This is a genomic window from Pantoea sp. DY-5, from assembly GCF_019795955.1.
Classification (GTDB): Bacteria; Pseudomonadota; Gammaproteobacteria; order Enterobacterales; family Enterobacteriaceae; genus Pantoea; species Pantoea leporis.
Window position 1 is genome coordinate 83,318 of the sequence record NZ_JAIMIE010000006.1, and the last position, 22,007, is coordinate 105,324.

A 22,007-nucleotide genomic window follows, 5' to 3' on the forward strand; every position below is an offset into this window, starting at 1 on the left:
GCCCTGACACAGCACCCGGCAGCATCAGCAAAGCGTCAACCCATCCGCTCGCTTACTGTGAGCTTTCCTCATTCGGGATGCGCATAGGGTGAACCATGACTGAACAATCATTACTGGCAACGCTTTCTGGTGTCCGGCTGCATATTTTCCATCCTGATTCACAGAGCGTGCGCGCGTTTTGCGCCTCGCTGACGCAGCTGGGCTGTCACGCGCAGCACAGCTGGCCGCCTGCCGCCTCACTCTCCACGGATACGCAGCTGCTGCTGGTGGCGATCGATATGCATCAGCAGCCACTGTTAACCCCGCTGTTTATCAGCGCGCGCGAAAGGGATATTCCCATCATCGCGCTGGCGGATAGCCACAACGCACGGCTGTTTCCGCTACTGCTGCAACTCCAGCCGAATGCCATAGCTGCGCGTGAACTCAATCCGTTTGCCTTGATTGTGCAAATGATTGGCACGCTAAAAACCGTGCGTCACCAGCAGCGGTTGCGTGCGGTACAGCAGGCGCGTCAAGCGCGGAGTGAGCGACTGGCGCAGGCCAAAAGCGTGCTGATGCAAACCTTCGGGCTGGATGAATCGGGGGCGTACCGCTTGATGCGCAGTGAAGCGATGAACACGCGCAGCAGCATGGAATACACCGCCGAGCGCGTGATCACCACGCTACAAAAGTAGCGGCGCGTCCGGCTGCCGTAACAGGCTGCTGGGCGTATAACCAAAGGTTTTGCGGAACGCCAGGCTGAAGTGCGACATATCGCTAAAGCCGTGATCCAACGCTACCTGGGTGATATTGCGCGCTTTGCCTTCGGCGAGAATGCGATGACACGCCTGCAAACGCTCCTGCCAGAGGAAGTTCATCGGCGTGGTGCCGTGCGCGGCAAACACCCGGCTGATGGTGCGCGGCGAGACGTGATGCACATTGGCGATCTGCGCCACCGATAGCTCGGGCTCCTGCAGGTTGTGACGCAGAAAACTCACCACGCGTGAGTAGAGATCCGGCTTCAGCGCCTCTTCGCTGTGCTGCAAATTGACGCTCACCGAAATCATATTCAGCAGCGTGTTGGCAAACTGCTCAGCCAGAAACGGGTTCTCGCGGTCGGGATTAAACACGAACGCTTCCTGCAGCAGCAACTTGAGCGATGCCATGCCGGGGCGCGTGAGATCCAGCGTTTTGCCCGCCAGTTTGGCAGTAGCTGGCGCTTCCTTCTCCATGATGTGACGTGGCAGATGCACGATATTGATCGCCACCTTCTCCATGGCAAAATCAAACGGCGTCGCGGCATCGTAAATCACCACGTCGCCCGCGCTGACGCGTGATTGATGGCCATTCTGCCGCAGCGTGCCGCTGCCGGCGCAAACGTAGCCCAGATAGAAATCGTGATTAGGATGGCGGCGGATGCACTCCGGCGTGCGTTGCCACATCAGCGCGGTATGCGATACGTGATTGGCAATATCCATGTGACCGAGCATCGAATAGGCAAAGCTGCCGGAAAAAGTGCCTGAATGCATCTGTCGCGCTTGGGCGTTGATCAGACGCGAGCACACCGCATCACGCCAGGCATCGAAGCGATGACGGTTATCGAGATCGTCGGTGGTGAAAAGCTCTTTCATATCAGCATCCCCTAAACATGGCGAAAAAGGGCGGAAGTCAGGAAGTTGAAGCAAGTTTCAGGCCATGAGCGGGTGAAATGACCGCCCCGAAGCTATCGGGGCGGCAAACAACGCAGATTTACAACGCAGGATGCTGATTATGCCAGTCGGTGACCTGCTGGAAGGCCCACGCGCCCTGAATCATGGTGGTTTCGGCGAAATGTGCTGCCACCAGTTGGAAGCCAATCGGCGCGCCGCCTGCGGTTTTGCCGCACGGCAAGGTGATGGTGGGATGTCCGCTGGCATCGAATGCACTGGTATAGCGCAGCACGCCGTTAAACAGTGCCTGATCGGTACCAAAACGGGTCATGGTGTCCCAGGTTAATCCGGCATACGCGGTAGCCGGTGCCAGAATCAGATCAACCTGAGTAAAGAGCGCGGAGATATCGCCGCGCAGCGCCGCACGGCTGAGTAGCAAACGTTGATACTCCAGCGCGGTGACGCTGTGACCGAGATCCAGCAGACCAGCGAGGCCCGGACCGTAGTGATCTTTCTGCGCCGGATAAGTGTCTTGATGCGCCAGCGCGGTTTCCACGGCGCAGAGTGCGCTCCACTCGGCGGCGGCTTTTTCGGTATCGGGTAAGGTGATATCTACCAGCGTCGCGCCGAGCGAACTCAAGGTGGCGATCGCTGATTGCAGCGCAGCGCGTGTCTCCTCGTCGACTTTCTCCAGCGCCCAGCTTTTATCAACACCGATGCGCATCTTGCTGATGCCGCGCGTCATCAGCGCCAGATAATCCGGCACCGGCTCGCTACTGGAGGTGGGATCTTTGTCATCGCGACCAGCAATCGCCTGCAACATGGCGGCGGCATCGGCGGCGTTGCGCGCCATCGGGCCGATATGATCCAGTGATGCCGCCAGTTCGCAGGCACCGTGACGCGTGACGCGGCTCCACGTCGGTTTAATGCCGGTCAGGCCGTTGGCATTGGAGGGAAAACGAATCGAGCCGCCGGTATCGGTGCCAATTGAGCCGAAGCATAAACCTGCGGCGGTGGCGACGCCGGATCCGCTGGAGGAGACGCCGGTCCACAGCGCGCTGCCCCACGGATTATTTGGCCGGGTGATATCGGGATGGTGATCGGCGAAGGCGCTTTCGGTTTGCGTCAGTTTGCCAAGAATCACCGCACCCGCCGCGCGGAAGCGCTCCACCACAGTGGAGTCTTCTGATGGGTAACGATCTTTGTGGATGATCATGCCGTGGCTGGTGGGCGCATCTTTGGTCCAGATCAGATCTTTGAGCGCGATCGGCACGCCGTGCAGCGGACCGCGCATTTTGCCCTGAGCTATTTCGGCATCGGCTTCGGCCGCCTGTTGCAGCGCGCTGTCGCGCATCACGTAGAAGTAGCTGTGTAAGTCGCGATCGAGCGTATCGATGCGCGTCAGCAGGGTTTGCGTGACCTCTACCGAAGAGATTTCGCCCGACTGAATCAAGCGGCCAATTTCCAGCAAACTTTTGTAATGCAGGTTATCCATCGTGACCTTACCTCGTGAGTGAGAGACGTGTTGATGAATAACCTAAGTCACTGCGCGAAGTGCGGCTGTGTTTAGGCGGACAGATGGTATGTCTGGAATGCCAGGTTGGGATGTTGTTTTGAGAAGGTCGCCATTAATGGCGACCCTACAGTAGGGTTGCCAATTATGGCGACCGAATAATGTAAAGGTGACTAAAGCTGCTCGTTAATACGCCGATAACTCTCAGGAATAGTACACAACGAGGATTATTTTCATGCTAAATGGGATTGGCAGCAGCGTACTGAGAAATTTAATCGCATCGAATGCGGTGGTGACGCCGGCGGTGAACAACAAATCCGCGCAAAACGCCCTTACGGCGGAAGCGTCGACCAAAGTCACCTTCAGCGAGGCGAGTGACGCCATCGCTGCAATCTATAAAATAGAGCCCGCGCAGGTCAAGAGTTCCGTCGATGTCACCAGCAGCCTGCAAGCGCAGCTCAACGGTGCCGCGCATGCCAGCGGCGTTGGCATGAACGGTCTCGGCAGCACCTTATTGAATAATCTGGCCAGCAATCGTGGCGACGTGACCCTAAGCGTGCCAGCAACTGAAGCGCTGAACGGTGCGCAGAGCATCAGCCAAAGTGCGCTGGCGTTGACCATCACTACCCAATCTGGCGTGCAGGTGAGTTTGCAGATGACGCGTCAGCAAGGCGGCATGGTGGTGGAGCTGAAAACCAGCGGTGGCCAACTGAGTAACGATGAAGCGGCGGCGATGGGTCAGCTATCCGCCGGTTTGCAGAAGGCGCTGGATGGCCTGGATGGCAGCACCACCAAACTCGATATCAGCGATCTGATGAAGTTCGACAGTTCCGTGTTGAAAAGCGTCGATTTGAAGACCGATCTGCGTAATGGCAATGACGTCACGCAGTCGCTGAACTTGCATGCCGACGATCAGGAGCGCTGGCTTGGCTTCCACAACGGCGATGTCAGCATCAAACTCGATACCGATGTTTCGAAACTGACGCAGGCGGGCAGCGCGGCACAGCAGGCGGCGGCGCTGGATCAGTTGAGCAGCAAATTTGATCAGGCCGCTTCGCGCGGTCACGGCGATAGCGATATGCTGACGCTGTTTAAAGATAGCTTCCGCGCGCTGAATACCACCGAAGGCAAAGCGGCTGAAAGCATCAATACGCAGCGTGTGAAGTCGATTGATGCCAATGCGGCGAAGAACGGCGCAATCAGCGGACTGGCGGACTTCTCGGCGAGCTATCAGCAGACGCCGGTTTCCGGTAATCCGTATAAGCCGGAAGAGCAAGACACCTTCTCCCTGAACGTGGCGCAAAAAACCGCTACGCAAACGCATGGTGATAGCCAGGATTTGACCCAGCAAACGCTGTTTAAACTCAAGGCCAGCTTCCACACCGCGCTGGATTCTGTCTCAGCGGCGAAGCTGACCGAACAGAAGTCGTCGCAAAACTATAAGTATCATCTGATCGATGATGAAGAGCGCAGCCAGACCTCGGTGACGCAGAATAAGAAAGGGGATTTGACCGCGAATTATGCGCAGCAGCTAACGCAAAATGAGACGGTGAAAACCTATCAGTTGGCGAAGTTGATCGATAGCGTGCAGATTCCGCATAGTGCGATAAGCGAATCCACCCGCAGTTTCGCTGCCGCGCAATTTGATACACAAATATAGTAGGGTCGCCATTAATGGCGACCTTATAAAATCCCGCACAGTTCCACAAGGTCGCCATTAATGGCGACCCTACGTTATATGCATTATTTAAAATTCAATTGCGTTATTTGATCTTAAGAATAACTCGCCGATTTTTTATACTCGTTAATTCTCCGCAGCGCCGCCGCTAGCCTGTTGTTGTGCTTAAATAAATCCATAGCTTAATAATGGCAACGCATTGCCGGATATAGCATAACCGCGCTATTTACTTGCTTTAACCCCGCTGATTATCATCGCTTTCAATCCGTTATTAATTCCACGGCCTGCTGAGTTTTTCAGTGCAGGCTTACTATTCGCTGTGCAGTAAAAGTGAAATCAGCTATGACACAAAACAGTGACGAGATTATTAACCGCGCGGCGGTATTAAACAGCGATGAAGAAGCCATCGCCGCCGCAAACCATTTGGCCGAACAGGCGAAAGGCGGCGCAGTCGAGCGCGATCAACAACGTATTTACCCCATCGCGCTGCTCAACCAGTTCACCGCATTAGGACTTGGCAGCATCAGCGTGCCGCGCGAATTTGGCGGCGCAGGGTTGTCGTACCAAACCATGGCCGAAGTGTTTCGGCTGATCTCCGCCAGCGATCCGTCGCTGGGGCAAATCCCGCAAAACCACTTTGGTCTGATCCAGTTCATCCTCGGTGAAGGTTCTGCCGCGCAACAGCAGCGGCTGCTGAGCGCGGTGGTGCAGGGCAAACGTCTGGGCAACGGCGGACCGGAGAAAAACACCAAACATACGCGAGACGTACAGGCGCAGCTAGTGACAACGTCACAGGGCGTAGAGCTCACCGGTGAGAAATTCTACTCTACCGGCGCGCTGTTCGCCGACATTCTGGTCACCACGGCGATGCACGATCAGCAGCCAAAAATGGCCTTTATTCCGCTGCCGACGCCGGGCGTGGAAATTGCGGATGACTGGTCCGGTATCGGTCAGCGCACTACCGCCAGCGGCACGGTGAAGTTGCATCAGGTTGTGGTTGATCCGGCGTTATTAATGTCGTTGCCCGCAGCTGAAAAACCGACGCTGCGCGGCGCAGTTTCCCAGCTGATTCAGGCGGCGATTGATGCGGGCATTGCGCAAGGCGCGCTGGATGAGGCGCTGGAATTTGTGCGCAGCAGCTCGCGACCCTGGGTGGATGCCAATGTCAGCCGCAATGCTGACGATCCCTACATCCTCGCCGACGTGGGCCGCATCAGCACCGAACTGAGCGCCGCCAACGCGCTGCTGGCTCGTGCTGCCCGGGTACTCGATAGCATCGATCAACAGGCGCTGACCGCCGAAAACTGCGCACGCGTATCGATTGCGGTAGCGGAAGCCAAAGTGCTGACCACCGAAGTGGCGCTGCGTGCCAGTGAGAAGCTGCTGGAATGGGGCGGCAGTCGCGGCACCTTGCTGCGCCACGGACTCGATCGTCACTGGCGCAATGCGCGCACCCACACGCTGCACGATCCGGTGCGCTGGAAAACTCATGCCATCGGCAACTATTACCTCAATGATGCGCTGCCTGCGCGTCATGCGTGGATTTAAGGAGCAACCATGACGCAGGTATCACCTAAACAGCGCGCGACGCGCATTAATAATGCCCAGCAGGCGTTGCAGGTCGCGCAGGAGCTGGCGGAACGTTTTCGTGCTGGTTCTGCCCAGCGCGACCGCGAACGTGAACTGCCGCACACCGAGTTGCAGCAGCTGTTTCAATCCGGACTCGGCGCCATCACCGTGCCGCGTGACTTTGGCGGCATTGAGATTTCTACCGCCGAACTGGCAGCAATTTTCGTGCTTTTGAGCGCCGCCGACGGTTCGATTGGTCAGGTGCCGCAGAACCATTTTTATGCGCTGGAAGTGTTGCGCATCAACGGCAGCGAGGCGCAGAAACAGCGGCTCTACGCCGAAGTGCTGGCGGGCGTGCATCACGGCAACGCGCTGGCGGAATTCAGTTCGCCTGCCGCGCATCAACGTTCTACGGCGGTTTCGCAGCAGGCGGATGGATTACGCCTCAACGGCAACAAGTTTTACTGCACCGGCGCGCTGTATGCCGACCGTATTCCGACGCTGGCGATTGCCGATGACGGCAAAGAGCAGCTGGTGTTTGTGCCGCGGCATCAGCACGGCGTCAAAGTGATTGATGACTGGAGCGGCTTCGGTCAACGCACCACCGGCAGCGGCAGCGTGCAGTTCCGCGACGTAGCCATTGCGCCGGAAGATGTAGTGCCGTTCCAGACGGCGTTTGAGCGTCCGAGCACCGTTGGGCCATTTGCGCAGATTATGCATGCCGCTATCGATCAGGGCATCGCGCGGGCGGCGTTTGACGACATGCTCGATTTCCTGCGTCAGCGCGCGCGGCCGTGGCCGGACAGCGGCGTGGATCGTGCCAGCGACGATCCGCTGACGCTCGATCGCACCGGTCGTCTGGCCGCACGTTTGAGCGCCGGCGATGCGCTGCTGGCAATTGCGGGTGATGCTGTTGACGTAGCGCAGCGAGATCCCAGCGCCGAAAACGTGGCGCTGGCGTCGGTGGAAGTCGCAAAAGCGCGCGCCTGGACCACGGACGTGTCACTGGAGGCCAGCAATCTGCTGTTTGAACTTGGCGGATCGCGATCCAGCCTGCGCGAGCATAACTTTGACCGCCACTGGCGCAATGCGCGTACCCACACCTTGCACGATCCGGTGCGCTGGAAATATCCGGCCATCGGCAACTACCTGCTGAATGGCGTGTTGCCGCCGCGTCGGGGGACGATATGAGCCACAAACAGATTCTGCTCAACGCCTTCAATATGAACTGCGTTGGGCACATTCATCACGGTATGTGGACGCATCCGCAGGATCGTTCGGTGGATTTCAACTCACTGGATTACTGGCTGGATCTGGCGCGTTTGCTGGAGCGCGGGCTGTTTGATGGGCTGTTTATCGCCGATATTCTCGGTGTATATGACGTCTATCAACAAGGCATTGGTCTGACCGCCAAAGAGTCGATTCAGCTACCGGTGAACGATCCGCTGATGCTGATTTCCGGCATGGCCAGCGTTACGCAGCATCTGGGTTTTGGCGTCACCGCCAACCTGAGTTATGAAGCGCCGTATCCGTTCGCGCGCCGCCTTTCTACGCTCGATCACCTGACCAAAGGGCGCATCGGCTGGAACATCGTCACCGGTTATCTTGATAGCGCCGCGCGTGCCATGGGCCAGCAACAGCTGCTGGCGCACGATCGCCGCTACGATCAGGCCGATGAGTTTCTCGATGTCACCTACAAGCTGTGGGAAGGCAGCTGGCAGGATGATGCGTTGCTGCAGGATAAAGCCAATCGTCGCTACGCCGATGCCAATAAAATCCACCAAATCAATCATCAGGGCGAGTTCTATCAGGTGCAGGGTTATCACCTGAGCAGCCCGTCGCCGCAGCGCACGCCGCTGCTGTTCCAGGCCGGTTCCTCGGCGCGTGGCGTGCAGTTCGCCGGACGTCACGCCGAGTGCAGCTTTGTGAATGCCGCGTCACCGTCAGCGATGCGCGAGCAATCGACGCGCTTACGCCAGGCGGCGGTGAAGGCTGGACGCCACCCTGACGATCTGCGCATCTTTATGGGCGTCAGCGTGATTGTCGCGCCTACCGAACGTGAAGCGCAGGAGAAGCATCAAAGCTACCTCGCCTACGCCAGCCCGGAAGCCGGCATCGCGCACTTCTCCAGCTCGATTGGCCTCGATCTGGCGGCATTCGAACTCGATGAGCCGATTCAGACCGGCGACACGCGCGCCATAGAATCGGTAAGCAAAGCCTTCAGCGGCTGGACGCGGCGTCGTTTGCTGGAGCAGCACGCGATGGGCAGCCGCTATCCGCTGATCGTCGGCAATCCGAGCCAGGTCGCGGATGCGTTGATTAAGTGGATCGATGAAGGCGATATCGACGGCTTTAACCTGACGCGCATCCTTAATCCGCAGAGCTACCGCGATTTTATCGATCTGGTGGTGCCGGAATTACAGCAGCGCGGCCGCTTCAAGACCGCGTATCAGCCCGGTTCATTGCGGCAGAAAATTTTTCAACAGCAGGACCGTTTGCCCGATCGCCATCCGGCGGCGCGCTGGCGCGACGGCGTTAACCTTCGTTAATTTAACCTCAGGGATCTGATATGAACATTGCACGTCATTTTGCGCTGGCTGCCAGCGTCGCACTGCTGGCGTTTAGCGCCGTCGCCGCCGAAAACTACAGCGGGCCGCTGAAAGTCGGTACTACAGCAGCCTTTGCGCCGCCGCTGGAAACCGCGGTGGCTGAGGCGAAAAAACAGGGTTTGAACGTTGAGCTGGTGGAGTTCACCGACTGGACCGCGCCGAACGTCAGCGTGGAAAACGGTGATATCGATGTGAACCTGTTCCAGCACAAACCGTTCCTTGAGAATGCCAATCAGCAGGGCGGATTCCATCTGGTGCCGTTCGCGCCAGCGATCATCAACAACATCGGCCTCTATTCGAAAAAACATACCGCGATTGACCAGATTCCCGATGGCGGCACGGTGGCAATTGCCAACGATCCGATCAACGGCGCGCGCGGCTTGTTGCTGCTGCAAAAAGCCAGGCTGATTACCTTAAAACCGGGCGCGGGCCTCAAATCTACCGTGGATGATATCGTCACTAATCCGAAGCATCTGAAGATTATCGAAGTGGAAGCGGTGCAGCTGTCGCGTTCGCTGGATGAAGTCGATTTAGCGCAGGGTTATCCGCACTATCTGCGCCTGTCGAAAACCATCGACCCAAACAACGCGCTGCTGTTTGATGGCCTGGAACATCCGGAATACGTAATTCAGTTCGTGATCCGCGACGGTCATCAGAACGATCCGCGCCTGGCGAAGTTCGTTGATATCTATCAGCATTCGCCGGTGGTGCGCGCCAAACTCGATGATTTCTACGGCAAGCTGTATCAGCCAGGCTGGAGCCAGTAAGCATGGTGAGCCTGACGCTACCCGGCGAGCGAGATGCGTTGCTGTCACCGACGGCCGAGACGGCAGGGAAAATCCACGTGCAGATTCGTGGCTTGAGTAAACGCTATCCCGGCCAAACCCAGGATGCGCTGAAAGAGGTCGATCTGCAGGTTAAGCGCGGCGAGATTTTCGGCATCATTGGCCGCAGCGGGGCGGGTAAATCAACCCTGATCCGCTGCCTCAATCGGCTGGAAAATCCTACGCGCGGTCAGGTGGTGATTGACGGGATTGACCTCGGCACGCTGAGCGATCGTCAGCTGGTGGATTGGCGACGCGGTACCGGCATGATTTTCCAGCATTTCAATTTGCTGTCGGCGAAAACGGTGCGCGAAAACATCGAGCTGCCGATGAAAGTGGCGGGCGTACCTGCGGCGGAGCGGCGGGGCAAAGTGGATGAACTGCTGGCGCTGGTGGGCCTTGAGCAGCGCCAGCACGCGTGGCCGGCGCAATTGTCCGGCGGGCAGAAGCAGCGCGTCGGCATTGCGCGCGCGCTGGTGCACGATCCGGAACTGCTGCTATGTGATGAAGCCACCTCGGCGCTCGATCCGGAAACCACGCGCTCGATTCTGGCGCTGCTGAAGAAGATTAATCAGCAACGTCACATCACCATCGTGCTGATTACCCATGAAATGGACGTGGTGCACGATCTCTGCCATCAGGTGGCGGTGATCGATCAGGGCGAAATCATTGAGCGCGGACCGGTGTGGCAGGTATATAGCGATCCGCAGCAAGAGACCACGCGACAGCTGCTCAATCCACAGTTCAGCGCGCTGCCGGAAGCGATTCAACCGCTGCTGACGCCAACGCGCGAGCGTGGCGATTCGCGTCTGCTGGTGCGGTTGCGCTACACCGGACAGGGCGCACAGCCGGATTTGGCGGCGCTAAGCGCCCGGGTTGGCGGGGAACTGACGTTAATTTATAGCGCGGTGGAGTGGGTGGACAGCAAACCGACCGGGCAAATGTTGCTGCTGCTTGATGCGCAGCACGACGCTGATGCCGCGCGGACCCGGTTAACCCCTATTGCGGACCAACTGGAGATTCCGGGCTATGTCACTGGCTATTGATCGTTTATGGATTGGGCTGCTGGATACGCTGCTGATGGTGGGCGTGTCGTCGCTGCTGGCGCTGGCGCTGGGTTTGCCGATGGCGGTGATTCTGGTGGTAACCGGACGCGGCGATCTGTTTCCCAGCCCGCTGCTGAATCGCGTGCTGGGCTGGGTGGTGAACCTATTCCGCTCGATCCCGTTTTTGATTCTGATGGTGGCGCTGATTCCCTTTACCCGCTGGATCGTCGGCACCACCTACGGCGTGTGGGCGGCGGTGGTGCCGCTGACGCTGGCGGCGACGCCGTTCTTTGCGCGTATCGCTGAAGTGAGCCTGCGCGAAGTGGATAAAGGGCTGACCGAAGCGGCGCAGGCGATGGGTTTTCATCGCTGGCACATTATCTGGCATGTCTTATTGCCCGAAGCGCGGCCTGGCATTGTGAGCGGGTTTACCATTACGCTGGTGACGATGATTAACGCCTCGGCGATGGCCGGTGCAATTGGCGCCGGTGGTTTGGGCGATTTGGCGTATCGTTATGGTTACCAGCGTTTTGATATGCAGGTGATGCTGACGGTGATTGTGGTGCTGGTGGCGCTGGTGACGGTGCTGCAGTTTTTTGGCGACAGGTTGTCGCGCCGGTTGAATCACCGTTAGGTGCGGGGTTTGGCGAGGTCGCCATGAATGGCGACCCTACGGCACGTTGATGCGCACGACGGTGCTGTTACCGTTGGGTGCGGTTTTGGCCAGGTCGCCATAAATGGCGACACTACGGCGCATTTTCGTAGGGTGCGCATTTATGCGCACCGTTTACATGGCCGCGATTTACCGGATCTGTAATCCTTCTAACGCCGCCAGTAGCGCATCCACTTTGGGTAGCAGCTGCTTGCGGCACGGCCAGATCAGCGTTAAGGCCAGGCCGTCCGGCTGCTGCTCGGGTAGAATGATCTCCAGCTCGCCGCGCGCCAGCGGTTCACGCACCAGCCACGATGGCATCTGCGCAACGCCTAATCCGGCACACAGCGCCTGCATCTGTGCATCCACATCACCCAGCGCCATGCGGTGCGGCAGGTTACGCCAGTGCGGATAGCCATCTTCTGTGGTGAACAGCCACGGTTTGGTGCTGCCATCAACGCGTTCATACATGATCGCCTGATGCTGCAACAATTCGGCTTCGCTGGTGGGCCGACCCACGCGCGCCAGATAATCGGGCGATGCGCAAAACACCATGCGTTCGCGGCCCATCTGACGACAACCCAGCGAGGCGGGCAGATCCGGCGATCCACCAATGCGCACCGCAACATCAATCCCTTCATCAAACAGATCGATAAAGCGATCTGAAAAAGTCAGATTGAGCTCCACATCCGGATGCTGGTGGCAAAACGGAATCAGCAGCGGCATCACGCCGAGGCGTCCATAGGTGTTCGGCACCGCCAGGCGTAAGCGGCCGGAAGGAATGGTGCGCTGCGCCGCCAGCACCGCTTCGGCTTCTGCCAGCTCCTCCATGATGCGTAAACAGGTTTGGTAATAGGCGTTTCCGGCGTCGGTGAGTTTCAGGCTGCGGGTGGTGCGCTCCAGCAGGCGCGAACCCAGGCGGGTTTCCAGCCGCGTCACGCTTTTGCTCACCGCCGAACCCGTGAGATGCAGGCGCTCAGCGGCGGCGGCAAAGCTGCCGCCCTCGACGCTGGCAACAAAAGGAACGATATCTTTCAGGCGCTGATCGTGCATGGATTCGTGAACTCAGGTTATGAATGCTGTGAATTAATGCCAATGATAGGAATTAAATTCTCTATTAAACTCATCATTACTGAAACCGAGGAGAATTGAAATGCAAAAGCAGGCATTGATTGTAGGCATCAGCGGTGTGATTGGACGTGCGCTGGCGGAAAAATTGCAGCGCGAAGGTTGGCAGGTCAGCGGTTTGTCGCGCGGACGTGGCGCGATTCCTGAATGTTGCCGCAGCTTGACCGCCGATCTAACGGATGCCGACGCAGTGCGTACTGCACTGGCGGAAGAGCAGCCGGATGCGCTGTTCTTTAGCGTCTGGTCGCGTCAGGAAAATGAGAAAGAGAACATCCGCGTTAATGGCGGCATGGTGCGTAACGTCATCGAAGCGCTGGGCGAGCGTCTGAATGGATCGCATGTGGCGCTGGTGACCGGCCTGAAGCATTACCTCGGCCCGTTCGAAGCCTATGGTAAAGGCGCAGTGCCAGTGACGCCATTCCGCGAAGAGCAGGGACGCCAGCCGGTCGATAACTTCTATTACGCGCAGGAAGACGAAGTGTTTGCCGGTGCGGAAAAATATGGCTATCGCTGGAGCGTGCATCGTCCGCACTCGATCGTTGGATTTGCACTGGGTAACGCGATGAATATGGGCCAGACGCTGGCGGTGTATGCCACGCTGTGCCGCGAGCAAGGTTTGCCGTTTATTTTCCCAGGATCGCCTGAGCAGTGGAATGGTGTGTCCGATGTCACCGATGCCGGCTTACTGGCTGAACAGCTGCTATGGGCCGCGACTGCGGCAGAGGCGGCCAATCAGGACTTCAACGCGGTGAACGGCGATGTGTTCCGCTGGAACTGGTTGTGGCCACGTCTGGCGGACTATTTTGGCGTGGAAGCGGCAACGTATCCGGCGCAGATGATGCCGCTGGAAGGGCGCATGCAGGATGCCGCTGAAGCGTGGCGCGAGGTGGCGGCGCGTTATCAGTTGCGTGAGGCCGATATCACTAAACTGGCATCATGGTGGCACACCGACGCAGATTTGGGACGTCCGATGGAAGCGTTTACCGACATGAGCAAGAGCCGCAAAGCGGGCTTCACCGGTTATCGTTCAACACTGGATTCATTTACTCAGCTGTTTGATCGTTTGAAAGCGGAGAAGGTGATTCCGCAGTAACGTCCTGTTGATAGTAAAGGGCGACTTGCCGGGCCAAATGCACGGCAGCTAAGTGTAAAACGGTTACCATGAATGGCGACCCTACAAAGGATTGGCGCGTTTTTCGTAGGGTGCGCATTCATGCGCACCTATATACATAAAATCAGGCATTGAGCGCAAAACCTGCGTTAAAATCGTTGAGGTAAAAATATAAATCACCTAAGTCACATCCTGCCTATGATTAGTTTTCAATTCCTATAAGTAATCAATGATTTTTTATTCATTAACATGCTCATTCAACTGATTTTATTCCTATCGTCACGAACCTCACTTTTGCAGTTTAAGTTGTACAATATAAATCATCTTGTACATATTAAATTCATGGCCTGCTATTTATTATGGGCACTGAATAAATTATTTTTTCCAATTAAATGTTCAGGAAAAATATTGCCGTCTATATTGATTCTTACGCACATCTTAAATTCGAGGCTGGTATGTTTCTAAACTACTTTGCGCTTGGGGTTTTAGTGTTTGTTTTTCTTGTCATCTTTTACGGGATAATTGTGCTCCACGATATCCCTTATCTCATTGCGAAATCACGTAATCATCCGCACGCAGATGCAATACACGTTGCGGGTTGGGTAAGCCTGTTCACACTGCACGTGCTGTGGCCGTTCTTATGGATTTGGGCCACGCTTTACCGGCCAGATCGGGGCTGGGGAATGGAAGGTAGGAACGCGTCCCTGGAACAACGTATAACGGCGTTGGAACAAAAGGTGATGGCAGACCAGAATTCTCCGAAGGGGTGACATATGGACTTACTGATTATATTGACCTATGTCGCTCTGGCTTGGGCCGTTTTCAAAATATTCAGAATACCGGTAAATAAATGGACAGTCCCAACAGCAGCATTGGGCGGTATTGTGCTGGTCAGCGGCTTGATATTGTTAATGAATTATAATCATCCCTATACGTCGCTGGCGCAAAAAGCCGTTATCGCCATCCCCGTCACCCCGCAGGTGACCGGAATTGTCACGGAAGTCACTGACAAACAAAATATGCGGATTAAGAAAGGGGATATGCTTTTCCGCTTAGATCAAACCTTGTTTAAGGCGCGCGTCGACAGGTTAAATGCTGACCTCGTCACCGCCATCCATAATATTCAGGTGTTACGTGGGCAATTAGAGGAATCCCTGGCGAATACCTCAAATGTGAGTGCGGAAAGAGACCGGCTATACAAAAACTATCAACGTTATCTTTCCGGCAGTAAAGCCCGCGTAAATCCCTTTTCTGAACAAGATATTGATGATGCCAGGCAAAACTATCTCGCACAGGATGCGTTGGTAAAAGGATCGGTTGCTGAACAACGGCAGATAAAAAGCCAGCTGGATAGCATGGTCGGCGGCGAGCAATCACAGATTGTCAGCCTCAGAGCTCAGTTAGCGGAGGCGCAATATAACCTTGATCAAACAATTATTCGTGCGCCGAGTGATGGATACGTCACGCAGGTATTAATTCGTCCCGGTTCTTTCGCATCTTCATTACCACTGCGGCCGGTGATGATTTTTATACCTGAACAGAAGCGTCAGGTTATTGCGCAATTCCGACAAAATTCATTGTTGCGTTTAACGCCCGGTGATGAAGCGGAAGTGGTATTTAATGCGCTACCGGGGCAAGTATTCAGCGCGAAACTGCTGAGAATTATTCCGGTGGTGTCGGGCGGTACATATCAGGCTCAGGGAACCTTGCAATCTTTGACGATTGATCCCGGTTCGGATGGCGTGCTGGCAGTGGTTGAATTGAATCCTGATACGGCAGTCGATGCATTGCCGGATGGTATTTTTGCGCAGGTTGCTGTTTATTCTGATCACTTTTCCCATGTTTCAGTTATGCGCAAGGTATTGTTACGCATGACCAGTTGGGTTCATTATCTCTATCTTGACCATTAATAAAAAAGATATTATTTAATGCTTGTTAGTCAAGCTTGCATTGGTCGCCATGAATGGCGACCCTACGTGATTTGGCGGAGGGCGTAGGTAAGATTATTTCATTTGAAAAGGACTGCCTTAGCAGAAGTCATATTCATGCTGAGGCAGTTTTGAAATTACTTTTTCTTGTAGACGATTGCAGTACCATAAATTTTGTTATTGGTATTCGCGGACGTCACGATATAGATGTCGCCGCCTTTTTCATCTGCCAGTTTGGACAGCTCTTCTTTTGCACTGGCGGCATCCGTTTCGCCTGATGTGGAAATATTGCCAACCTCGACATACTGATCTTTTACTTTTTCAAACTCGACCTTGGTCATCAGTTGCGCCGCAAATGAGCTGAATGATAAAGAGCTTACGACTAAGCCTAAAATTAACTTTTTCATACTGATCCTTGGGTTAGAGAGAAAGTTGAGTTGCTATTATTGTATAGTTTAGAAGCGAAATATTTACAACCTGAAGCAAGTCATTACGATTAGTTTTGTTGGTAAATTGAATCCATTCCATCGTTACCCTGTATTTCCATCAGCATCTCAGAAACGTCTTACCGGTCACAATTTAGTCGAATCGATCCACTGAAATTTTGTCAGCCCTCACAAAACATTCGAAACATTCTTGTATGGCAGTTAATCAAGGGTCAATTCTTATGGCATAACTCCTGACAAGGTGCTGCTGATGATTAATCGTTCGGAAGAGAAACCCATCAAGTTAAGAAACATGCTGGCCTATGGCGGCGGCGATGTTTTTGGTGGCGGAAGTTTTACGATTCTTGGCTTGTGGCTGATGTATTTCTACACCACCTATGGCGGATTAAGCCCGGCAGAAGCAGGTGCAGTAATTGCTTTTGCGCGTTTGCTGGATGCTTTTTTCGATCCTCTGATGGGCTACGTAACCGATAACTTCTGGCGTAACCGGCTTGGGCAGCGTTTCGGTCGTCGCGGCTTTTTCTTCCTGATTGGCGCACCGCTGGTGTTTTTCAGTTACATCATCATGTGGGTCAGCGACATGGGATTCGCCTATTATCTCGCTACTTACATCCTTTTTTATGCCTGCTACACGCTGGTCATCGTACCTTACGAAACGCTTGCGGCGGAAATGGCTCACGATTTCCACGTGCGCTCACGTCTGACTGGCGTGCGCATGTTCTTCTCAATGGGAGCCGGCATTCTTGCTGCCTGGCTACCGGGCGCAATTATTGCCGTGCTGGGTGATAACGCCTCCTCCTCGTTCCTGTATATGGCAGTTATCTTTGCCACGCTGTTCGCCATCGTAATTTTTGGGCTCTACTTCTTTACCTGGGAACGCGCCATCGAGATCACCGAGAAGCCCGCGCCGGTTGAGTTCAAACGTGACATGAAAGCGCTGTTCCGCTCACTGATCTCAACCTTCCAGGTGCGCACCTTCCGTCAGCACGTTGGTATGTATCTCGGGGCTTATGTGGCGCTTGATGTGCTTGGCGCCGTGTTGGCGTATTACATCATTTTTGTTCTGGGCCACAGCGCCATTGATGCCGCCAACAGCATGACCTTTATGTCGGTGGTGCAATTCTTCTGCATCGCCGCCTGGATCCCTTTCTGTATTCACATTGGTAATGGCGCGGCTTACAAGCTGGCGCAATACCTGATGCTCATCAGCGTGGCGCTGTTCATCAGCTTCTATGCGTTTGGCATTAGCGCGGAGATGTGGATGGTTTGGGGCGCAGCGATTGTGATGGGAATGGGGCGTTCAGGTACCCAATACGTGTGCTGGAATATCTACAGCTTTATTCCGGACGTCGATGAAATGCTGACCGGTCAGCGTCGTGAAGGCATCTTTGCTGGCGTGATGACGTTCGTGCGCAAAGCTGTGCAGGCGGTAGCGCTATTTATCGTCGGAGTGGTACTGCAATCCTATGGTTTTGCGGGTAAAGGCGCAGTAAGTCAGCCTCCCGAAGCCATTCACGGCATCGCGCTGGTATTCGGCATTGGTGCGCTAATTTTCCTGACTGTCGGACTCTTAAGCGCCCGTGGTTTTAGTTTGAACCGTCACAATCACGCGCTGCTGATTGCTGAGATTCAGCGCCGCCATGCGGGCGGAAATCCCGCCGAAGCTTGCGCAGAGACGCGCGCGGTCGCAGAAAGACTGACCGGCTGGCCGTGGGCCAGTTTATGGGGAAAAAACGACATTATGAAGCGCATCGATCCACGCGCAGAAAACCTTACTGTTAAAGGAAACCAGCAACATGACACGCATCACCTTTGAAACTATGCAGTCTACGATTGAGCAGGCGTTATTAAACGCCGGGCTAGGGGCGAAACAAGCGGCGTTGTGCGCGCGAATTCATACCGAAACCAGCTGTGACGGCATTCCATCGCATGGCCTGAACCGGGTCGCCCGCTTCGTCGATTATTTAAAGAAAGGTTGGGTTGATGCCAACGCCGTACCGGAACGCGTCAAGAGTATGGCCGTGATGGAAGTGTGGGATGGGCAGCGCGGGCCGGGCATTACCAATGCCATTATGGCCGTTGACCGCGCGACTGAGTTAGCGCGCGAACATGGCATGGGGCTGGTAGCGATGCGTAATACGACGCATTGGATGCGGGGTGGCACCTATGGATGGCGTGCGGCAGAACAGGGAATGGCCGCAATTTGCTGGACCAACACCGAATCTTGCATGCCTGCGTGGGGCGGTAAAAATACCCGACTCGGCAATAATCCGTTTGTGATGGCGGTACCCGGGAAAGAAGGGCCGCTGGTACTGGATATGGCGATGTCGCAATATTCGTATGGCAAGCTGCAGGTGACGCGTTTGAAGGGGGAACAACTGCCGTATCCTGGCGGATTTGATCAGCAGGGAAACTTGACCAGCGATCCTGCGCCTATTGAGCAATCAATGCGTATTTTGCCAACGGGCTACTGGAAAGGATCCGGTCTGGCAATTTTGCTGGATGCGATGGCCGCTCTACTTTCAGGCGGAAGTTGTACCGCCGAAATTGACACTATCCAGCAAGGCAGTTGCACCGGAGCCAGCCAGATCTTTTTGGTCTTCGACCCGGCGCAACTCAGCGGCAGAGATTTCAGCGAACAACTGGCTGAGACTATTCAGCAGTATGTGAATGGGTCTGAAGTTGCGGAGGGATTCAATCACGTCACCTGGCCGGGGCAGCGTCAACGCGCGACACGTGAGCGTAATCGTGTTGAAGGGATTCCGGTTGATGATGGGGTTTGGCAGGACGTCCAGCAGCTGGCGGTGCGATGATTAAAACGGGGGATTTTAAATCCTCCGTTTTAATCCGTATTTAACGCAACGTCACCAAACGTTTCCCCACCAGCACGGTTAACGCCACTATCGTTACTATTGCTGCCAGATGCATGACAAAATCCAGCGGATGCAGATGCACCGGATGGCAAAACGCCAGCAACGTCACTGCCATGCAGGAAACGCCCAGGCCCGCCATCGCCAAACTGCGCACTGGATGCAGTGCGCGAGTGCGGCGCAAGCTGGCGATCATCAGCGCCATCATCGGTGTGCTCACCACCAACAGAAAGGTAAAGCAGCGCGCGCTGTCGTTGTCATGTTCGATCGGCACCTCACCGGGAATCTGGCTGATGCTCATACCGAGCCACAACATGCCAATCGGCAGCAGCGCTTTCCAGCTGATACTGCGGCGTCCGGCGATGCTCATATTGAAGGCGCTACGAATCGCCAGCGTGCCGAGGATAAACGCCAGCACCAGTTGAAAGATTGCCCGCAAGGCGCCGGGCTGCGCCCAGTCGGTGAAACTGCGCTGCACCAAAAAGCTGGCGGCGATGCCACAAGGTAACGCCAGCAGCAGCCAGGTGAAGACACGCCTGCCAGTGGATCGCAGCGGTTTAACGGGCTGCATCTCGCGCCCGAGTTTTTCAATTAACAGGTCATGATCGGTCATGATTGGCTCCAAAACGGCGCAGATTCGTCAGCGCGCGGTGCAACAGCGATTTCACCGCTGCAACACTCAGATTGTTATGCGCGGCGGCTTCCGTCAGGCTCATTTCGCGCAGATGAACATGTTCGACAATGTCGCGCTGACGCGAGGGCAGCTGGCGCAGGTAGCCGGCCAGCTCATCCTGCGTCTCCTGCTGCGGAGCGTCGGGCGGACTGGCCACTTCCGGCATCGCGTCGTCGTTAATTTCCCACTGCTGATGACGGCCACGTCGCCGCAGCGCATCAATCGCGCGCGCCGAAATAATCGCCATCAGCCAGGGTAAAAAAGGGTAGGCAGTATCATAGGTGTGACGCACCCGATGCACCGTGAGTAGCACATCCTGAATCACATCTTCTACCAGTGCGTTATCGGTAATTTGTTTGCGTGTTTGCGCACGAATCACTGGCACCAGCGCTTTCAGCAGTCGGGTGTAGGCGAGCTGATCGCCCGCCTGCGCCTGTTCCATTAGCGCGGGCCAACTTTCGCGCGCGCTATCGCTTGTTTGCATAATCCGCCTTGTTGTTCTTACGCCTTCTTGCTCGCCTGGTTCAGCGCGTTCACCACAATACTCGGTGTCAACACCTGCGGCAGCACTTTGGGCGGTCCGCCGTCGGCAGGGTAAACCAGATACATCGGTAATCCGCCCTGACCGAACTCGCTCATGGTGTCATCCACGTCCGGATTAAATTTAGTGGAATCTGCCACCATGTACAGCGTGCCGGTTTTAGCGATGGCCTCTTTAACCGCCTGGGTTGAGAGCGAGGTTTTTTCATTCACCTGACAGGTGATGCACCAGGATGCGGTGAAATCGACAAAGATCGCTTTCCCGTGACCGCGCTGCGCTTCAACCGCCTGCGGCGTCCATTTGGCTTTGGTCACTTCCGCCGTCAACTGATCGCCCGCCAGGCCTGCACCGGGTTTGATCAGCGATGGCAGCGGGGCGATCACCGCGATAATCAGCAGCGCCGTAACGGCAAACAGCACCTTGTGACTTTTACCGGCAAAGTGGCGATGTTGCGCCATGCCGTACAACCAGCCGGCGAAGGCGACCACCACGGAAGCGGCCAGCAAGGTGGCCAGCGCCGCGCTTCCCGCTTGCTGCGCCAGCACCCACACCAGCCAGGCATACGCGCCAAACATCGGGAACGCCAGACCGCGTTTCAATACATCCATCCATGCGCCGGGACGCGGCAGGAATTTCGCCAGCGCCGGGAACAGTGAAACTAGCGTGAACGGTGCGGCGAAGCCGATGGCCAGCGCAAAGAAGATCACTAAGGCGACGGCAGGCGGCTGCACCAACGCATAACCAATGGCGCTCGCCATAAAGGGTGCGGCGCACGGCGTGGCGACGACGATTGCCAGCGCACCGGTTAATGCCGAACGCGTAAAGGCACCGCGACCAACATCAACCGAGCCGACGCGCTGCACGGATAAGCCCACTTCAAACACGCCGAGCAAGTTGAGCGCGGCGGCGAGGATCACCAGCGACAGCAAGGCGATCACCAGCGGCGATTGCAGCTGGAAACCCCAGCCAACCGCCGCACCACCGGCGCGTGCCGCCAGCAGGATGCCCGCCAGCGCCATCATGGTCACCACAACGCCGAGTAAAAAGCCCAAGCCTTCGCGACGCGCGCTGGCGGCGTTATCGGTATGGCGCAACAGGCCGAGCGCTTTCAGCGAGATCACCGGAAACACGCAGGGCATTAAGTTCAGAATGATGCCGCCGATGAAGGCGGCCAGCATGGCGGTTAACATCGCTGGCCTCTTTACTTAATGAGTTTGCGGGTGAGAAGCGTCGTACTGCTTAACGGCGGCAAGCGCTTTCTCGATATGCGTGTCCGGGTTTCTGTCAGTGTAACTCAGCAGAATGTCGCCATCGGGCGCAATCACGTAAGAGGTGCGATCGGAAAGGGTTTTGCCTTTCATCTGCATGGTGGTTTGATACTGCGCCGCCACTTTCGCACCGGGATCGGCGGCAACGGTGAATTTATCGCGGCACTCAAGTTTAGAGAAATCGCTGACCTGATCGGTATTACCCGCGGTCACGCCAATTACCGTGGCACCCATTTTGCTGAAGCTGTCTGTGGCTTCAGCAAAATCGTGCGCTTCAATGGTACAACCCGCGCTAAACGCCGCCGGGAAGAAATAGAGCACCACCGGACCTTTCTGTAACGCTTTCTGCAGCGAGAAGGTCAACGGCTTACCGGCCAACGCGCCCTGCAGTTCGAAGTTTGGCGCTTTCGCGCCCACCGGCAATGCGGCACCGGCGTTAAAGGCGGAAAGACCCAGCGCTGCGGTCATGGTCAGGGTACAAACGAGGGATTTGATGCGTTTCATTTTCTGCTCCTGCGATGTA

21 protein-coding genes are annotated in these 22,007 nt (G+C 56.0%); 13 read left to right on the forward strand and 8 right to left on the reverse strand.

What is annotated here, in order from left to right; genetic code table 11:
• Nucleotides 1-95: 95 nt before the first annotated feature.
• Entirely contained in the window at nt 96-674 is a 579-nt protein-coding gene (locus tag K5Y30_RS18920) for an ANTAR domain-containing response regulator (protein ID WP_101761709.1), read from the forward strand.
• On the opposite strand, the gene K5Y30_RS18925 is transcribed toward K5Y30_RS18920, so the two are convergent.
• A complete protein-coding gene (locus K5Y30_RS18925) occupies nt 663-1,610 on the reverse strand; it encodes a helix-turn-helix domain-containing protein (protein ID WP_222212826.1) in 948 nt (315 codons plus the stop codon). The genes K5Y30_RS18920 and K5Y30_RS18925 overlap by 12 nt on opposite strands.
• 118 nt (nt 1,611-1,728) lie before the next feature.
• Complete coding sequence (locus K5Y30_RS18930; RefSeq protein WP_222183576.1) at nt 1,729-3,123, reverse strand: amidase; 1,395 nt, start codon at nt 3,121-3,123, stop codon at nt 1,729-1,731.
• Nucleotides 3,124-3,376: 253 nt separating this feature from the next.
• Here K5Y30_RS18930 and K5Y30_RS18935 point away from each other — a divergent pair, with 253 nt between their 5' ends.
• The 7 genes from K5Y30_RS18935 to K5Y30_RS18965 all read left to right on the forward strand — a co-directional run bounded on the left by K5Y30_RS18935 (nt 3,377) and on the right by K5Y30_RS18965 (nt 11,501).
• Nucleotides 3,377-4,801: a hypothetical protein gene (locus tag K5Y30_RS18935; protein WP_222212828.1), complete on the forward strand. Its 1,425-nt coding sequence runs from the start codon at nt 3,377-3,379 to the stop codon at nt 4,799-4,801.
• Between the two features lie 360 nt (nt 4,802-5,161).
• Nucleotides 5,162-6,367: an SfnB family sulfur acquisition oxidoreductase gene (locus K5Y30_RS18940; protein ID WP_222212830.1), complete on the forward strand. Its 1,206-nt coding sequence runs from the start codon at nt 5,162-5,164 to the stop codon at nt 6,365-6,367.
• A gap of 9 nt (nt 6,368-6,376) precedes the next feature.
• Nucleotides 6,377-7,579: an SfnB family sulfur acquisition oxidoreductase gene (locus K5Y30_RS18945; protein WP_222212832.1), complete on the forward strand. Its 1,203-nt coding sequence runs from the start codon at nt 6,377-6,379 to the stop codon at nt 7,577-7,579.
• Entirely contained in the window at nt 7,576-8,937 is a 1,362-nt protein-coding gene (locus tag K5Y30_RS18950; protein ID WP_222212834.1) for an LLM class flavin-dependent oxidoreductase, read from the forward strand. The genes K5Y30_RS18945 and K5Y30_RS18950 overlap by 4 nt, the downstream gene beginning before the upstream one ends.
• 20 nt (nt 8,938-8,957) lie before the next feature.
• Nucleotides 8,958-9,764, forward strand: a complete 807-nt coding sequence (locus K5Y30_RS18955; protein WP_222212837.1) for a MetQ/NlpA family ABC transporter substrate-binding protein — start codon at nt 8,958-8,960, stop codon at nt 9,762-9,764.
• Nucleotides 9,765-9,766: 2 nt separating this feature from the next.
• Nucleotides 9,767-10,867 (forward strand): methionine ABC transporter ATP-binding protein, encoded by a 1,101-nt coding sequence (locus K5Y30_RS18960; protein ID WP_222212838.1) that lies wholly within the window; start codon nt 9,767-9,769, stop codon nt 10,865-10,867.
• Complete coding sequence (locus tag K5Y30_RS18965; RefSeq protein ID WP_061719142.1) at nt 10,851-11,501, forward strand: methionine ABC transporter permease; 651 nt, start codon at nt 10,851-10,853, stop codon at nt 11,499-11,501. The genes K5Y30_RS18960 and K5Y30_RS18965 overlap by 17 nt, the downstream gene beginning before the upstream one ends.
• A gap of 168 nt (nt 11,502-11,669) precedes the next feature.
• Here K5Y30_RS18965 and K5Y30_RS18970 read toward each other — a convergent pair whose 3' ends face one another.
• On the reverse strand, nt 11,670-12,572 hold the full coding sequence (locus tag K5Y30_RS18970; protein WP_222212839.1) for a LysR family transcriptional regulator: 903 nt from the start codon (nt 12,570-12,572) through the stop codon (nt 11,670-11,672).
• Between the two features lie 100 nt (nt 12,573-12,672).
• Between K5Y30_RS18970 and K5Y30_RS18975 the strand changes: the two genes are divergently transcribed.
• The 3 genes from K5Y30_RS18975 to K5Y30_RS18985 all read left to right on the forward strand — a co-directional run bounded on the left by K5Y30_RS18975 (nt 12,673) and on the right by K5Y30_RS18985 (nt 15,668).
• Nucleotides 12,673-13,740, forward strand: coding sequence for an SDR family oxidoreductase (locus K5Y30_RS18975; protein WP_222212841.1), 1,068 nt, complete (start codon nt 12,673-12,675; stop codon nt 13,738-13,740).
• Nucleotides 13,741-14,213: 473 nt separating this feature from the next.
• Nucleotides 14,214-14,528: a DUF3302 domain-containing protein gene (locus K5Y30_RS18980; protein ID WP_222212843.1), complete on the forward strand. Its 315-nt coding sequence runs from the start codon at nt 14,214-14,216 to the stop codon at nt 14,526-14,528.
• A 3-nt stretch (nt 14,529-14,531) separates the two neighbouring features.
• On the forward strand, nt 14,532-15,668 hold the full coding sequence (locus K5Y30_RS18985) for an HlyD family secretion protein (protein ID WP_222183558.1): 1,137 nt from the start codon (nt 14,532-14,534) through the stop codon (nt 15,666-15,668).
• A 155-nt stretch (nt 15,669-15,823) separates the two neighbouring features.
• Here the strand turns inward: K5Y30_RS18985 and yahO are convergent, their stop codons facing one another.
• Nucleotides 15,824-16,093 (reverse strand): DUF1471 family periplasmic protein YahO, encoded by a 270-nt coding sequence (gene yahO / locus K5Y30_RS18990; protein ID WP_222183556.1) that lies wholly within the window; start codon nt 16,091-16,093, stop codon nt 15,824-15,826.
• Nucleotides 16,094-16,382: 289 nt separating this feature from the next.
• On the opposite strand from yahO, the gene K5Y30_RS18995 reads away from it, so the two are divergent.
• Both K5Y30_RS18995 and yiaK read left to right on the forward strand, forming a co-directional pair.
• Nucleotides 16,383-17,948 carry an MFS transporter gene (locus K5Y30_RS18995; RefSeq protein ID WP_222183554.1) on the forward strand — a complete coding sequence of 522 codons (1,566 nt, stop codon included), beginning with the start codon at nt 16,383-16,385 and terminating at the stop codon, nt 17,946-17,948.
• Entirely contained in the window at nt 17,929-18,945 is a 1,017-nt protein-coding gene (gene yiaK, locus K5Y30_RS19000; RefSeq protein WP_222212845.1) for a 3-dehydro-L-gulonate 2-dehydrogenase, read from the forward strand. Before K5Y30_RS18995 ends, yiaK begins: the two co-directional genes overlap by 20 nt.
• A 40-nt stretch (nt 18,946-18,985) precedes the next feature.
• Here the strand turns inward: yiaK and K5Y30_RS19005 are convergent, their stop codons facing one another.
• The 4 genes from K5Y30_RS19005 to K5Y30_RS19020 are packed head-to-tail and all read right to left on the reverse strand — an operon-like array spanning nt 18,986 to nt 21,988.
• Entirely contained in the window at nt 18,986-19,615 is a 630-nt protein-coding gene (locus K5Y30_RS19005) for an NrsF family protein (protein ID WP_222183550.1), read from the reverse strand.
• Nucleotides 19,602-20,159 carry a sigma-70 family RNA polymerase sigma factor gene (locus tag K5Y30_RS19010; RefSeq protein ID WP_222183548.1) on the reverse strand — a complete coding sequence of 186 codons (558 nt, stop codon included), beginning with the start codon at nt 20,157-20,159 and terminating at the stop codon, nt 19,602-19,604. The genes K5Y30_RS19005 and K5Y30_RS19010 overlap by 14 nt, the downstream gene beginning before the upstream one ends.
• Before the next feature lie 17 nt (nt 20,160-20,176).
• Nucleotides 20,177-21,406: a protein-disulfide reductase DsbD gene (locus K5Y30_RS19015; RefSeq protein ID WP_222212847.1), complete on the reverse strand. Its 1,230-nt coding sequence runs from the start codon at nt 21,404-21,406 to the stop codon at nt 20,177-20,179.
• 15 nt (nt 21,407-21,421) lie between these two features.
• Nucleotides 21,422-21,988, reverse strand: a complete 567-nt coding sequence (locus tag K5Y30_RS19020) for a peroxiredoxin (protein WP_101761694.1) — start codon at nt 21,986-21,988, stop codon at nt 21,422-21,424.
• Nucleotides 21,989-22,007 lie beyond the last annotated feature (19 nt).